Annotated in this window: 16 protein-coding genes; 11 read left to right on the top strand and 5 right to left on the bottom strand. The window is 65.9% G+C overall.

The window, feature by feature from the left end:
• Nucleotide 1: 1 nt before the first annotated feature.
• Complete coding sequence (locus tag FQK05_RS09525) at nt 2–364, bottom strand: response regulator transcription factor (protein WP_158966136.1); 363 nt, start codon at nt 362–364, stop codon at nt 2–4.
• 305 nt (nt 365–669) lie between these two features.
• Between FQK05_RS09525 and FQK05_RS09520 the strand changes: the two genes are divergently transcribed.
• The 7 genes from FQK05_RS09520 (at nt 670) to FQK05_RS09490 (ending at nt 7,477) form a co-directional block, all read left to right on the top strand.
• A complete protein-coding gene (locus FQK05_RS09520; RefSeq protein ID WP_199252627.1) occupies nt 670–1,632 on the top strand; it encodes a threonine-phosphate decarboxylase in 963 nt (320 codons plus the stop codon).
• Nucleotides 1,629–2,543 carry an adenosylcobinamide-phosphate synthase CbiB gene (gene cbiB / locus FQK05_RS09515; RefSeq protein WP_158966132.1) on the top strand — a complete coding sequence of 305 codons (915 nt, stop codon included), beginning with the start codon at nt 1,629–1,631 and terminating at the stop codon, nt 2,541–2,543. The genes FQK05_RS09520 and cbiB overlap by 4 nt, the downstream gene beginning before the upstream one ends.
• Before the next feature lie 41 nt (nt 2,544–2,584).
• Entirely contained in the window at nt 2,585–3,763 is a 1,179-nt protein-coding gene (locus FQK05_RS09510) for a lytic murein transglycosylase (RefSeq protein WP_158966130.1), read from the top strand.
• A gap of 278 nt (nt 3,764–4,041) precedes the next feature.
• On the top strand, nt 4,042–5,298 hold the full coding sequence (gene fahA, locus FQK05_RS09505) for a fumarylacetoacetase (protein ID WP_158966128.1): 1,257 nt from the start codon (nt 4,042–4,044) through the stop codon (nt 5,296–5,298).
• Nucleotides 5,299–5,306: 8 nt separating this feature from the next.
• A complete protein-coding gene (locus FQK05_RS09500; protein ID WP_158966126.1) occupies nt 5,307–5,657 on the top strand; it encodes a DUF1428 domain-containing protein in 351 nt (116 codons plus the stop codon).
• Nucleotides 5,658–5,721: 64 nt separating this feature from the next.
• The gene (maiA, locus tag FQK05_RS09495; protein ID WP_158966124.1) at nt 5,722–6,372 is read left to right on the top strand and encodes a maleylacetoacetate isomerase; all 651 of its coding nucleotides are present in this window, start codon (nt 5,722–5,724) and stop codon (nt 6,370–6,372) included.
• 166 nt (nt 6,373–6,538) lie between these two features.
• Nucleotides 6,539–7,477 (top strand): cyclase family protein, encoded by a 939-nt coding sequence (locus FQK05_RS09490; RefSeq protein WP_158966122.1) that lies wholly within the window; start codon nt 6,539–6,541, stop codon nt 7,475–7,477.
• A gap of 143 nt (nt 7,478–7,620) precedes the next feature.
• Here FQK05_RS09490 and FQK05_RS09485 read toward each other — a convergent pair whose 3' ends face one another.
• Nucleotides 7,621–8,013 (bottom strand): RidA family protein, encoded by a 393-nt coding sequence (locus tag FQK05_RS09485; protein WP_158966120.1) that lies wholly within the window; start codon nt 8,011–8,013, stop codon nt 7,621–7,623.
• A gap of 144 nt (nt 8,014–8,157) precedes the next feature.
• Here FQK05_RS09485 and FQK05_RS09480 point away from each other — a divergent pair, with 144 nt between their 5' ends.
• From FQK05_RS09480 to FQK05_RS09470, 3 genes are all read left to right on the top strand, one after another.
• Entirely contained in the window at nt 8,158–8,865 is a 708-nt protein-coding gene (locus FQK05_RS09480; protein ID WP_158966118.1) for a glutamine amidotransferase-related protein, read from the top strand.
• A gap of 479 nt (nt 8,866–9,344) precedes the next feature.
• Nucleotides 9,345–11,012: an ABC transporter substrate-binding protein gene (locus FQK05_RS09475; protein WP_158966116.1), complete on the top strand. Its 1,668-nt coding sequence runs from the start codon at nt 9,345–9,347 to the stop codon at nt 11,010–11,012.
• Between the two features lie 67 nt (nt 11,013–11,079).
• The gene (locus FQK05_RS09470; RefSeq protein ID WP_158966114.1) at nt 11,080–11,571 is read left to right on the top strand and encodes a DUF2165 family protein; all 492 of its coding nucleotides are present in this window, start codon (nt 11,080–11,082) and stop codon (nt 11,569–11,571) included.
• A 158-nt stretch (nt 11,572–11,729) separates the two neighbouring features.
• On the opposite strand, the gene FQK05_RS09465 is transcribed toward FQK05_RS09470, so the two are convergent.
• Nucleotides 11,730–12,455, bottom strand: a complete 726-nt coding sequence (locus FQK05_RS09465; RefSeq protein ID WP_158966112.1) for a gamma-glutamylcyclotransferase — start codon at nt 12,453–12,455, stop codon at nt 11,730–11,732.
• 145 nt (nt 12,456–12,600) lie between these two features.
• Between FQK05_RS09465 and FQK05_RS09460 the strand changes: the two genes are divergently transcribed.
• The gene (locus FQK05_RS09460; protein WP_158966110.1) at nt 12,601–13,080 is read left to right on the top strand and encodes a VOC family protein; all 480 of its coding nucleotides are present in this window, start codon (nt 12,601–12,603) and stop codon (nt 13,078–13,080) included.
• 134 nt (nt 13,081–13,214) lie between these two features.
• On the opposite strand, the gene rplT is transcribed toward FQK05_RS09460, so the two are convergent.
• Entirely contained in the window at nt 13,215–13,580 is a 366-nt protein-coding gene (gene rplT / locus FQK05_RS09455; protein WP_158966108.1) for a 50S ribosomal protein L20, read from the bottom strand.
• Between the two features lie 15 nt (nt 13,581–13,595).
• Nucleotides 13,596–13,796 (bottom strand): 50S ribosomal protein L35, encoded by a 201-nt coding sequence (gene rpmI, locus FQK05_RS09450; protein ID WP_158966106.1) that lies wholly within the window; start codon nt 13,794–13,796, stop codon nt 13,596–13,598.
• Nucleotides 13,797–13,878: the final 82 nt, after the last annotated feature.

Genomic DNA, 13,878 nt, shown 5'->3' with positions numbered 1-13,878 from the left:
ATCAGTGGGCCCCGGCGTAGTGTTCGACCATCGCCGCCAGGTCCCCCGGCGGGGTTTCCGACCGCACGAAGGCGCAGGCGTTCGAACAGTAGGCAAAGATCGACCCGTCCGAGAAAAAGCTGGTATTCGTGACAAAGATCACCTTGGCGCCCGGCCTGCGGTAGCTGGCGAAATCGGCCACCGCCAGCGCGCTCCCGTCCCGCAGGACAAGATCGACCACGAGGATGTCGAATTCGGAGCGGCACAGGGACATCGTCGCATCCTCCTGGCTGGGCACCAGCGAGACCTCGGCCCCCAGCCGCTCCAGATGGCGCTGCCAGATCCGGCCAAGATCCTCGTTGCTTTCGACGATCAGGACTTTCATTCCGCGTCGTACCCCGGGTTCATCCCAAATGGAGACTCATCTTAAAGTAGAGAATTCAGGATGGCTAAATCATAGCAGTTGTGCGGTCGCATTGAAATCCCGAGTTCGCTAATCAGGATTGTTTTCGAAATAGGACCGAATCGAACCAATTCTCTTTGGACTTGTCCGTGATCTGCCTCAAAGGTTAACAAAGTGTTAAGAATTCGGGGCGCGCCGCGCTTCCGGGGAAATGGCTAACGACGCCGTCCCACGATGTGCTATTTGCCGCCGAGAAGGCAAAAAAGACTGCACGGTTTATGCGCGAAATGTTGAAAACAGCCCCCGTCGACACGGGCCTGCCGCGTGATCATGGCGGCGGGCTGGACGGAGCGATTCTGGCTCATGGCGGGCGGCGCGCGGACTGGATCGACCTGTCGACCGGAATCAATCCGCTTCCCTACCCTGCGACGGTCACCGACCCGGATGCCTGGACGGCCCTGCCGGACACCGCGGCGGCGGGCGCGCTGACAGATGCCGCCCGCAGCTTCTGGAAGGTGCCGGACGGGGCCGCGATCCTGGCCGCCCCCGGCGCGTCCTCGCTGATCGCGCTGATGCCCGCCCTGGCGCCCGCCGGTCGCGCGTGCATTCCCGGACCCACCTACAACGAACACGCCGCAGCCTTCGAAGCCCATGGCTGGCACGTGACAGACCATGGCCCGGCCGCGGCAAAAGTGATCGTCCACCCCAACAACCCGGATGGAAAGCTCTGGACCGCTGCCGATGCCGACGCACCGCTTCAGGTGATCGACGAAAGCTTCTGCGACATCTGCCCGGACCGAAGCCTTGTCGCCGCGGCCACCCGCCCCGGGACCGTCGTGCTGAAGGGGTTCGGCAAGTTCTGGGGCCTCGCAGGCCTGCGGCTGGGCTTTGCCATCGGGACCGAGGCAACGCTTGCCCCACTGCGCACGCTGCTGGGGCCGTGGCCTGTCTCGGGCCCCGCCCTGGCCATCGGCGCCCGTGGTCTGCGGGACGGGGCATGGGCCGCCGCGACCCGCCGGCGACTGCGACAGGACAGCGAAAGGCTGGATGCGCTGATGACCGCCCGCGGGGCGCGGGTGGCCGGGGGCACCGACCTATTCCGTCTTTACGATGTGGACGATGCCCGGGCCTGGCAGACCCGGCTGGCCCGGCATCACATCTGGTCGCGGATCTTTCCCTACTCCCGCACCTGGCTGCGCCTGGGCCTGCCGCCCGAAGACGCCTGGCCCCGGCTGGAGGCCGCGTTGTGACCCATGCCCTGATGCTGGGCCTGGCGATGCTGGTCGATGCAGCGATGGGAGAGCCCCCGTGGCTCTGGTCCCGCCTGCCCCACCCTGCCGTCCTTCTGGGCCGCGCGGTTGCGTGGCTGGACCGGCGGCTGAACAACCGCACCCGTGGGCGGGGCGTCGTGGCGGGGCTGTGCCTGGTCGCAGGCGCGGGCGTGCTGGGCACATTGCTGGCCCAGCTTGGCCCGGTGATCGAGATCCTGGCCGCCGCGGTCCTGCTGGCGCAGAAGTCACTGGTGGATCATGTCCGCGCCGTCGCCACGGGCCTGCGCGAAGGGTTGCCGCAGGGCCGGCACGCGGTGGCGATGATCGTCAGCCGCGACACGGCCGATATGACCGAACCGGCCGTCGCCCGCAGCGCCATCGAAAGCGCGGCCGAGAACATGTCGGACGGTGTCGTCGCGCCTGCCTTCTGGTTCCTGCTGGGCGGGCTGCCGGGGATCCTGATCTACAAGGCAGTGAACACGGCCGACAGCATGATCGGCTATCGCACCCCCAGATACGAGAATTTCGGCTGGGCCGCGGCACGGCTGGACGACCTGCTGAACCTAGTTCCGGCCCGGATCACCGCCCTGCTGATCGCGCTGACCACGGGCACGATCGCCCGTTGGCAGGAAATCGCCGCCGATGCACGGCGCCACAAGTCGCCCAATGCGGGTTGGCCCGAAGCCGCGATGGCCCGCGCGCTGGACATAGCCCTGGCCGGCCCGCGCAGCTATGACGGGCAGATGCGCGACCTGGCCTGGGTCAACGGCCCCGGCCGGCGAGAGATCGGGCCGGCCCAGATCGATGCCGCGGCCGATCTGCTTTGGCGTGTGTGGGCCGTCGCAACCGTTGCAACCCTTGCCCTCGCCGGTCTGGGATGGCTCTGCTAGGGTCGACCGACATCGCCGTTCCACGAAAGACAGGATCCCGAATGCGCCTTATCGCCCGCCTTGCCGCACCGGTTCTTGCCGCCAGCCTGCTGGCTGGTCCGGTCCTGGCCCAATGCGGCGGATCCTTTTCAAGCTTCGTATCGGGCCTGAAGGCCGAGGCGGTGCAAAAGGGATATTCCGCGGCCACCGTCGACAGCTTTTTCGCCTCGGTCCGGCAGGATCAGAAGGTGCTTAAGGCCGACCGGGCGCAGGGGGTGTTCCAGAAACCCTTCGTCGACTTCTCGCGCCGTCTGATTTCGACCCAGCGGCTGCGCAAGGGTCAGCAGCTGGCCCAGCAATACGATCGGGTCTTCGACCGGATCGAACAAACCTATGGCGTGCCCCGCGGCGTGCTTCTGGCCTTCTGGGCGTTCGAGACCGATTACGGCGGCTTTCAGGGCAACTTCAACACGCTGAACGCGCTGACGACGCTGGCGCATGACTGCCGCCGGCCCGAACTCTTCCGGCCACAGATCTTTTCCGCGCTCGAACTCTACGCCCATGGCGATTTCAGCCCCACCGGCACCACCGGCGCCTGGGCGGGCGAAATCGGCATGGTCCAGATGCTGCCGGGCGACATCATCGAATACGGCGTGGACGGCGACGGAAACGGGCATGTCGACCTGAAGGGGTCGCCTGCGGATGCGCTGATGTCAGGCGGCAACATGCTGCGGGGGCTGGGCTGGAAGGCCGGTCAACCCTGGCTGCAGGAGGTGACGGTTCCCGAAAACCTCGACTGGTCGCTGACCGGCACGGGCAAGCCCCGGCCCACGGGCGACTGGGCGCAGATGGGCGTGAAGCCCCGCGGCGGGCAACTGGACACAAGCCTGCGGTCAACGCTGCTGCTGCCGCAGGGGCGGAACGGGCCGGCCTTCCTGGCCTATCCGAATTTCGACGTCTACTTCGAATGGAACCAGAGCTTCACCTATGTCCTGACGGCCGCCTATTTCGCGACCCGGCTGGGCGGTGCACCGGTCTATGACCCCGGCACCGACGACCAGGGCCTGTCGGGGCCCCAGATGCAGGAGCTGCAGCGCAAGCTGGCCGCGCGCGGTTATGACGTGGGCGCCGTCGACGGGATCCTGGGGGCAAAGACGCGCGAGGCGGTGCAGACCGAACAGCAGCGCCTGGGCCTGCCCGCCGATGCCTGGCCCACACCGGATCTTCTGAACCGTCTCTGACCGCCAGGTCGGGACAGACTGCCTCCTGCCCCGCCGGATCGCGCGCGGAACGGCCGCGCTGGCCGGAGGCCTGCGCCAGGGCGGGGGCAGCCCGACCTGTGCGCGATCCGGCCCCGACACGCCGGATCGGCGCCAGGGACCTTTTGCACGCGACATCCCGTCCGCCCTGATTGCCAAAAGGTTCGACGCGGGGCGCCCGAACGCGTTATGGACGGTGCAAGTGCCCCGTCCGTTCGGGACGGGGCAGAAATTCCGGCCACAGACCCCGAGGACCGACAATGCCCCTGACGAAAAGCTGGATCGCTGCCGCCAACGATCCGACCGGCCCGTTCCCGCTCAACAACCTGCCCTATGGTGTCTTTTCGACCGAAGAGCTTCCGCCCCGCCCGGGCGTCGCCATCGGCGACATGATCCTCGACATGGAAGAGGCCGAGGCCGCCGGCCTCATCGCGCTGACCGACGATCCGCTGTTCGATGTGCCCTACTGGAACGAGCTCATGGAGGAAGGCCCTGCCGTCTGGGCCGCGCTGCGCGAACGGCTGACGGCGCTTCTGAAAGACGGGGCGGCAGAGCGCGAAAAGGTCGAGCCGCTGCTGGTGCCGATGGCCGATGCGGAACTGCACATGCCGTTCATGGTCTGCGAATACACCGACTTCTACGCCGGCCGGCACCACGCGACCAATGTCGGCACCATCTTCCGCGGTGCGGAAAACGCGCTGCCGCCGAACTGGCTGCACATCCCGATCGGCTATAACGGTCGCGCATCGACCGTCGTCGTGTCGGGCACCGACATCGTCCGCCCGCTGGGCCAGACCAAGGCGCCCGACGCCGATGCGCCGTCCTTCGGCCCCTGCCGACGTCTGGATATCGAGCTGGAACTGGGCGCCATCGTCGGCACCGGGTCGGATATGGGCCAGCCCATCACGCTGGATCAGGCCGACGCGATGATCTTCGGCTATGTCCTGCTGAACGACTGGTCGGCACGGGACATCCAGGCCTGGGAATACCAGCCGCTGGGCCCGTTCCAGGCCAAGGCATTTGCGACTTCGATTTCCCCCTGGATCGTAACCAAGGCCGCGCTGGAGCCGTTCCGTGCGCCCGCCCCGGCCCGGGAAAAGCCGCTGCTGCCCTACCTGCAGGACACCGGCCCGATGTTCTATGACATCGAGCTTCAGGTCGACATGGCCCCCGCCGAGGGCGAGGCGAAGACCATCGCCCGCACCAATGCGCGCGAGCTGTATTACTCTGCCGCCCAGCAGTTGACCCACCATGCGCTCTGCGGGTGCGAGATGAACCCGGGCGACCTTCTGGGCTCCGGCACCATTTCGGGGCCCGAAAAGGACCAGCGCGGATCGCTTCTGGAACTGACCTGGTCCGGGAAGGAGCCCTTGCACCTGTCCGACGGGACCGCCCGCAGCTTCATCGAGGACGGCGATACGCTGACGCTGAAGGGCTGGTCCCAGGGCGACGGTTACCGCGTGGGCTTTGGCGACTGCGCAGGCACCATCCTGCCCGCGCCCAGCTTCCCGAAGTAAGGCCGCCCATGTACGTGGAAGGCTTCGTCATCCCGGTGCCTGTCGACCGCAAGGACGACTATGTCGCCATGGCCCGGAGCGCGGCGCAGATCTTCAAGGATTACGGCGCGACCCGCGTGGTGGAATGCTGGGCCGACGACGTGCCGATGGGGGAACTGACCTCGTTCCCCCGCGCCGTCCGGATCGAGGATGGCGAGGCGGTGGTGCTGTCGTGGATCGAATATCCCGACCGCGCCACCCGCGATGCCTGCAACGCCCAGGTCCGCGTCGATCCACGGATGGAGGCGCTGGTGACCAACAGCTTCTTTGCCGGCCGCCGGATGATCTATGGCGGCTTCTCCGCATTCCTCGACCGCTGATCCGCGCCCCTTTCCCGGCGCGGCTCTCTCCCCTTTTCCGCCATTTCAGATCCGGAGCCCCGACATGTCCCCCGACAAGAATGCCGTGACCCTTTTCGACTTCCCGAACTCCTCCTCCAGCTACCGCCTGCGCATCGCGCTGCAGATGGCCGGGATCGACTATGACACCGTGCTGGTGGACCTGCCGACCGGCCAGCAACGCGCGCCCGAACACATGGCCCGCAACCCGCAGGGCTTTGTCCCGGTGCTGGACATCGACGGGCTGCGCCTGACCCAGTCGATGGCGATCCTGCGCTATCTGGACACCACCCGCGGGCTGGGCCTGCTGCCGGAAGACCCGGTGGAACGCGTGAAGGTCGAAGCCCTGGCCGACGCCATCGCCATCGACATCCACCCGGTCTGCAACCTGCAGGTCGTGAAATACGCGACCGAGATCAGCGGCGATGCCGAGATGCGGGGCAAGTGGTCCCGCCACTTCATGCGCCCCGGCATGGTAGCCTTCGAAAAGATGCTGCAGGGGTTCGAAGGTGGCCCATTCTGCTGCGGCGACCTCCCGATGCTGCCCGATATCTGCCTGATGCCGCAGATCAACAACTGCCGCCGCTGGGGCGTAGAACTGGACGATCTGACGAAGACGATGCAGGCCGTCGCCGCGTGCGAAGGTGTGGCGGCATTCCAGGCCGCGCATCCCGACAACTGCCCCAAGCCCGGCTGAGCCGCGCAACAATCTGCCGGTCAGGGCCTTCGAAACGCAACGTCATTTCGCAGGTCATTCCAAACGGTCGCACCGAACAACTTTAGCGTGATATCCTTCCCCTGCCGCCCCGGGGCCCGGCACAAGAACCGCCAAGCGCCCGGGGCGACAAAATGGGAGGAACTTCATGACCAAGACCTTTATCGCGGGCCTTGCGTGCTCTGTTGCGCTGATGGCCGGGACCGCTTCCGCGGAAGACTGCACGCCATCGGCCTGGGGCGCTGAGGACGAGATCGGATCCGCCAACCTGGTGACGCCGGAACGCACGCGGGAAGCGCTGAAGCTTGTCAAACAGGGCAAGTCGGTGCCATTGGGGATCACCATCGATCCGGCCACGCCCGCCTATCCGCCACGGTCGTTGTCATTGCAGATCGTCCAGCCGGGCCAACAGGGCGGCAAGCGCGTCTTTGGCAACGGCAACTACAACGACGACATCATCCATACATGGATCGGCATCGGCAGTCAGCTGGACGGGCTGGGCCATGTCGGCGAAGACGGCATGTACTACAACTGCAACGACGAGAAGGACTTTGCCGACCTGACGGGCCTGAAGAAGCTGGGCACCCATGCCGTGCCGCCGCTCGTGGGGCGTGCCGTGATCCTCGACATGGCGAAACAGGCCGGCAAGCCCTTCCTGGAGGCGGGCGAGTTCTTCGGCGAGGCCGAGATCAAGGCCGCGGCCGAGGCACAGGGCATCACCATCGGCGAAGGGGACATCGTGCTCTTCTACACCGGGTGGACGGATCACAAGTACGAAAGCGATCCGGCAGCCTGGGGCGGGACAGAGCCCGGCATCTCGAACGAAGGCGCGCGCTATGTCGCGTCGCTGAAGCCGATGGCCGTCGGCGCCGATACCTGGGGGGTGGAACCGATCCCGCCGAAACCCGGCGATGGCGTCTTTTACGGGCACACCATCTTCCTGAAGCAGAACGGCGTCTACCTGCTGGAGAACATGAACACAGGCCCGATCCTGAAGGACGGCGTGAACGAGGTGATGTTCGTGCTGGGCCAGCCGCGAATCCGCGGTACGGTGCAGGCGATGATCAACCCGGTCGCGCTTTACTGACCTCCGGCCCGGCCGGGTGCTGGGCAAGGCCCGCAAAAACGGCCGAGCTGCGCCCGGCGGGCCAGCCGCCGGCCGGATAGCGGCGAAGGACTGGCAAGGCCCCCCCTGGAAGGGCCTTGTCCCCCTTGGCGTCAGCGTGGGGGTCAGGGGGCGGCCGCCCAGACCTCCACCTCGACCAGGAACTCGGGCCGGGTGAAACCCGACACGATGATCAGGGTCGACGACGGAAGCTCGGGTCCCACATCCGCCAGGAAACGGTCCCGTGCCGCCATATAAGCCGCCATGTGTGCCCTGTCGGTGACATAGGCCGAGACATGGAACACGTCCCCGCGGCCCATTCCGGCCTCGGCCAGAATGGCTGCGATCGTGGCAAAGCAGATGTCGGCCTGGGCGCCCGCGTCTTCGGGCACGGTGCCGTCCGCAGCCAACCCCAGTTGGCCCGAAGTCCGCACGATCCGATGACCGGGCGGAACCTCGACCCCGTGGGCATAGCGGGCGAAGGGCGGAGAAACGGAGTCGGGCCGAAGCGATCGCATGGTCATGTCCTTGAAATATCTGGGGCGAATATTCACGAATGAACACCAACCCTCTTGCCCTATCCGAGGCAGTCTGTGAAGTTGTTGACTATTCCGGTCAGGATGCCGGTGAGATCCGCAAGATTTTTCCAACCAGGAGGGGAAATGAAGCGGCGCGTACTGATGATACGACATGACGACGGTCCTGACGATGACCGGATCAACACCTATTGCCGCCACCGCGGCCTTGTGGGGGACGTGCGTCGACCGTTCTTGGGCGATCCGCTGGGCCGCGTGGCCGAAGACCTGGCGGCCGTCGTGGTCTATGGCGGACCTTACAACGCCTATGACACGGCCCTGCACCCGTTCCTGAACGACGAATACGCGATGATCGGCGCGGCACTGGACCAAGGCCTGCCGCTGCTGGGCCTATGCCAGGGCGCGCAGATGATGGCCTGGCACCAGGGCGCCTGGGCCGGCGCGCCAGAGCACGGGAAGAAGGAATTCGGTCTTTACGAGATCACCCCGACCGACACGGCCAGCGATTTCCTGAACCATCCGCTGCATGTCACGCAGTTCCACTTCCACACCTTCGACCTGCCCGCCGGCGCCGTCCACCTGGCCCGGTCAGAGATGTTCGAAAACCAGGCCTTCCGCCTGGGCGACAACGCCTATGGGCTGCAGTTCCACCCGGAACAGACCGCTTCGGGCTTCCGACGCTGGCAGCAGAGCGCCACCGACAGCTATGGCATTGCCGGTGTTCAGACGCGCGAAGAACAGGATGCCCTGCTTGCGGAACACGACGCTGCGCAGGCCCGCTGGTTCCTGCACTTCCTCGACCGCTTCTTCGCGACCGAAACCGCGACCGAATAAGTTCGATATGGTATTTTGACGCCCTGATCGCCCCCTGCCGGGGGCGCGCGATCCGGCAACGCCTGCCACTGTGCCGTGACCGGGCGTCCGGGCACGCAAAGCCACCCCCGCACCTTTGCCGGATGCCTCGCCAGTTAGCGGCGTTTTCCTTCCGGTTTCCGACGCATACAGGGCATTTAGGTCGCTGGACAGGTTCTGCCCCGGGGACTACCCTTTGCCGCGTAAGAGTGACCGGGGGATGTGATAGACGGAACCATCTGGCGCACTGGCCCGAAGCCACGCCATGGGACACCGCGGACTGTCGTCCCCGACCATCCCGTGCCGTGCAACCGCGCCGCGGCGGGGCGTTCGGTCCGTCCCCTTCCCCGGTTTCCCTGTCGTCCCATCGGGTTGACCCCCGGTCGGGTGGAAGGCACAAAAGCGACAAGAAAATGACGCAGACAGACAATTGTCTCGCCAGGCCAACAGAGAGGACTACCATGACTTTCAAGACCGTCACCGGCAAACCGATACCCGAGGTCATCGTCGAATCCGGCCGCAAGATCGGCCCGAACTCCGACGCGGTCAGCCGCCGCGAATTCCTGGCCACAGCCTGTTCCTTCGGCGCATCGGCGGCCACGGCCTATGCCATGCTGGGCCTGCCGACGCCGGCCCAGGCGCAGGACACGTCGAGCTACAAGCAGGGCGGCACCGTCCGGATCGAGATGCAGGTCTTCGGCATGAAGGACCCGCGCACCTATGACTGGAGCCAGCTGGCCAACGTGTCCCGTGGCTGGATGGAATACCTCGTCGGCTATGAGAACGACGGCTCGTTCAGCCCGCAACTGCTGGAAAGCTGGGAAATCAACGACGACGCCACAGAATACACGCTGAACGTCCGTCCGGGCGTCACCTGGAACAACGGCGATCCCTTCACTGCCGACGACGTGATCCGCGTGATCGGCGCCTGGTGCGACAAGAGCGTCGAAGGCAACTCGATGGCCGCGCGCTTTGCCACCATCGGCAATGCCGACACCGGCAAGGTCCTGGACGGCGCCCTGGTCAAGGTCGACGACCATACCGTGAAGATCATGCTGCCGGCGTCCGACATCACGCTGATCGCCGGCATGGCCGACTATCCGGCGGCCGTGTTCCACAAGGACTATGACGCCTCCAAGGTCGTCGAGGCCCCGCTGGGCACCGGACCCTACATCCCGGAATCGATCTCGGTCGGCGAAAAGGCCGTGCTGGTGAAGAACCCGAACCACAAGTGGTGGGGCGAAGGCGCCTGGATGGACCGGATCGAGTTCATCGACTACGGCACCGACCCGTCGGCGGCCGTGGCCGCGGCCGAGGCCGACGAGATCGACATGACCTATTCGACCGATGGCGATTTCATCGACATCCTGGAACAGCAGGACGGCTGGACCAAGAACGAGATTGCGACCGCGGCGACCGTCGTGATCCGTCCGAACCAGCTGGCCGAGGTCGACGGCAAGAAGATCTATGCCGACAAGCGCGTGCGCCAGGCCATCCAGATGGCGGTCGACAACAACGTGATCCTGGAACTGGGCATCGGTGGCCGCGGCCAGCGCGCCGAGAACCACCATGTGGGCCCGATGCACCCGGAATACGCGCCGCTGCCCGAACAGAAGGTCGACAAGGCCGCGGCCCTGAAGCTGATGGAAGAGGCCGGCATGGCCGATTTCGAGCACGAGCTGATCTCGATCGACGACAGCTATCGCAAGGATACCACCGATGCCGTCGCAGCCCAGCTGCGCGATGCCGGCATCAAGGTGAAGCGGACCGTCCTGCCGGGCTCGACCTTCTGGAACGACTGGACCAAGTACCCGTTCTCGTCCACCAACTGGAACCACCGCCCGCTGGGCGTGATCATCCACGCGCTGGCCTATCGTTCGGGCGAGGCCTGGAACGAATTCGGCTGGTCCAATGCAGAATTCGACGCCCTGCTGGAACAGGCCCTGGCCACGGCCGATGTCGACAAGCGGCGCACGATCATGGCGAAGTCGGAAAAGCTGATCCAGGACGAGGGCGTGACGATCCAGCCCTACTGGCGCTCGCTTTACAACTTTACCAAGTACGACCTGCGCGGCGGTGCCCACCACATCGCGTTCGAGGTCCGGCCGGCCCAGATGGCCTGGACCTGATCACGGACATTCCCGAAGGGGCCGCCACAAGGCGGCCCCTTTTCCTTTGTCCACTGTACGGTTCACGATGCCCGATTTCATGATCCTGCTGGCGCAATGCTTCGCCGTATCGGTCCTGGCCGCCTGGATGGTGGTCGGTGTCCTGGGAAACCTCCGCCACCCGTCGATCAACGGCGAACTTGTCGACGACGTACTGACGATGACCAGCCTGCAGTCCGGCTTTCCCTCGGCCTATGAACGGCTGAAGCACCGCCGGATCGACAATGCCGGCCTGCGCCGCCTGGTCTATCGTGCCGCCATCACGCTGGAATGCGCCGCGGCCATCGGGCTGACCCTTGGGGCGATTCTTCTGTTCCTCGCCATGCTGGGCCTGGCCGGGCCAGTCGCGGCACGATCCGTCGCGGTCGTCGGCGCGATCCTGTTCTCGTCCGTCTGGGCCGGCTTCGTGATCATCGGCGACTATTTCTGCTATTGGTGCGGGCACGAAAGCGCCCAGAACACCCATTTCCAGCTGTTGATGTGCGGCCTGGGGACGATCCTGTTCCTTTGCGTGGCCTGAGGCGCTTCGCCACCCGTCACGTCCTTCCTCCCGACCAGCCCGGCCGCGCCGCACGCGTGGACCGGCAAGTCGGGGGCGCGCTGCGCATCCGTCAGGGGTGGAAAGGCGGGCCGGGCCGCGCGCGTGGCGGACGCGGTGGGCGGATCGCGATGCAGGGCCTACTCAGCCGCCCGATAGGCTTGGGCGGCCTTCAGCAGGTCCGTCACCTCGGGCGCGTCGATCCCCAGCGCCGCGAAATGCGCGGCCAGATTGGCAACGTAGTCATAGCTCGACCCACGACGCCCCTCTCCCGTGGCGCAAAACCGGACCTTCTCGTCCCAGGTCAGGTCCGGGTCGATATTGTCGGCCTCGTGGTTGGCGATGAAGGCCACGGCATCCACCGCGCCGTGATCCGTCTCGACCGGGATCATCACCTCCAGGTAGGCCGGGCCGATCCTCTCGCGTTTCCAAAGGATCACCGTCTCTTCCTCGATGATCGCCTGCGGGATGCGGAAGACCAGCCCGTCGCAGCAGCCACCCTCGTCCAGCGCGGCCATCACGCCCGGCCGGTCGCGCGACCCGCGGGCGCCGAACCGGTCCTTCAGGATGAAATGCCGCGAATGCCGTGACGCATGGGCGCGGCGTACCTCGGAAAAGCGGATGGCCGGATCCCACATCAGCGAACCATAGGCAAAGACCCAGAGGTCGCCGTCACGCCGCCCTTCCAGCAGGGCACAGCGCAGCGCCTCGCGCTGATCGTCGGGCTGGCGCCAGCCGGGCGGCAGGCCTTCGGTCTCGATCAGCGTGTCCAGCTCGGACGGCTCGAAGGTCCGGAAGAAGGACTGCATCGGATCAAGGATCAGGTCCCGCAGTTCGGGATGGTGGCGGAACGGATCGGATGACATGGGCTGGCCCGGCTGGATTTTCTCCGGATCCTAGTCGCGAACGGCCCGGGGTGAACCCCATGCCGGCGCAAAACGACGGAATGCTGGAAATTTGGGCAGTCGGGCCTTATGCACCACACAGCGTTTCGACGGAGGAAAGCCCGACATGTCGCCCCTGGTCCCTGACGTTAAGGTCCGCACGTGCCTGTGGTTCGACGGCAATGGCGAAGAGGCGGCGCAGTTCTATGTCTCGCTTCTGCCCGACAGCGCCATCACCGGCCTCCACCGCGCCGACCCGGATGCGCCCGCCCTGATCATCGACTTCACGCTGGCCGGCGCGCCCTACCAGATCCTGAACGGCGGTCCCTACTACCGGCTGACGCCCGCGGTCTCGATCTCGGTCCAGACCGACGACCAGGCCGAAACCGACAGGCTCTGGTCCGCGCTGACGGCCCAGGGCGGCGTCGAAAGCCGCTGCGGCTGGCTGTCGGACCGGTTCGGCCTGTCCTGGCAGATCGTCCCCCGGGCCCTGACGGAAATGCTGATGGACCCCGACAGGGAAGCCGCCGCCCGGGTGCACGCGGCGATGACGGAGATGGTGAAGTTCGACCTGCCCGTCCTGCAGAAGGCGTTCCGGGGCGCCTGAGGCAGGCCCTGTGCGCGCCCTGGCGCCCTTGTCGCCCTCTGGCAACGACCCGGGCCATCGCGAGCCCGGATGGCAAACACGAAAAAGCCCGGCCGTTTCCGACCGGGCTTTCGTATTCTGGGGCTGCAACCAGATCAGGCTGCCAGCGCGCCCTTCGCCTGTGCGACGATAGCACCGAAGGCTTCGGGCTCGTGCACGGCCAGATCGGCCAGGACCTTGCGGTCCACTTCGATACCGGCCAGCGCCAGGCCGTTGATGAAGCGCGAATAGGTCAGCGCCTCGTCATGCGAACGCACGGCTGCGTTGATCCGCTGGATCCACAGAGCGCGGAAATTGCGCTTGCGGTTCTTGCGGTCGCGCGTGGCGTACTGGTTGGCCTTGTCGACCGCCTGCTTGGCGACCTTGAAGGTATTCTTGCGCCGGCCGTAATAGCCCTTGGCGGCCTTGATGACCTTCTTGTGACGGGCGTGGGTGACGGTTCCGCTCTTGACTCGGGACATCTCTAATCCTCCTGATCAGCGGTCGTAGGGCATATAGCCCTTGACGATCTTGGCATCCGGAGCCGCCAGCGTGGTGGTCCCACGTGCGTCACGGATGAATTTCTTGGTCCGCTTGATCATGCCATGGCGCTTGCCGGCCTGGGCCGCAATGACCTTGCCGGTCGCCGACACCTTGAAGCGCTTCTTGGCGCTCGACTTTGTCTTCATCTTGGGCATTTCCGTCTCCCGAAGTTCTGGAGTGCGAATGTCACGCGACTCGGCATGCCACATCGGCCGGCCGCGCGGGTTGAGAGCGCGC

The sequence above is a fragment of the Chachezhania sediminis genome, from assembly GCF_009765275.1.
Taxonomy (GTDB): Bacteria; Pseudomonadota; Alphaproteobacteria; order Rhodobacterales; family Rhodobacteraceae; genus Chachezhania; species Chachezhania sediminis.
Note: the sequence above shows the minus strand (reverse complement) of the source record. Positions and strands in the feature narration are given on the sequence as shown.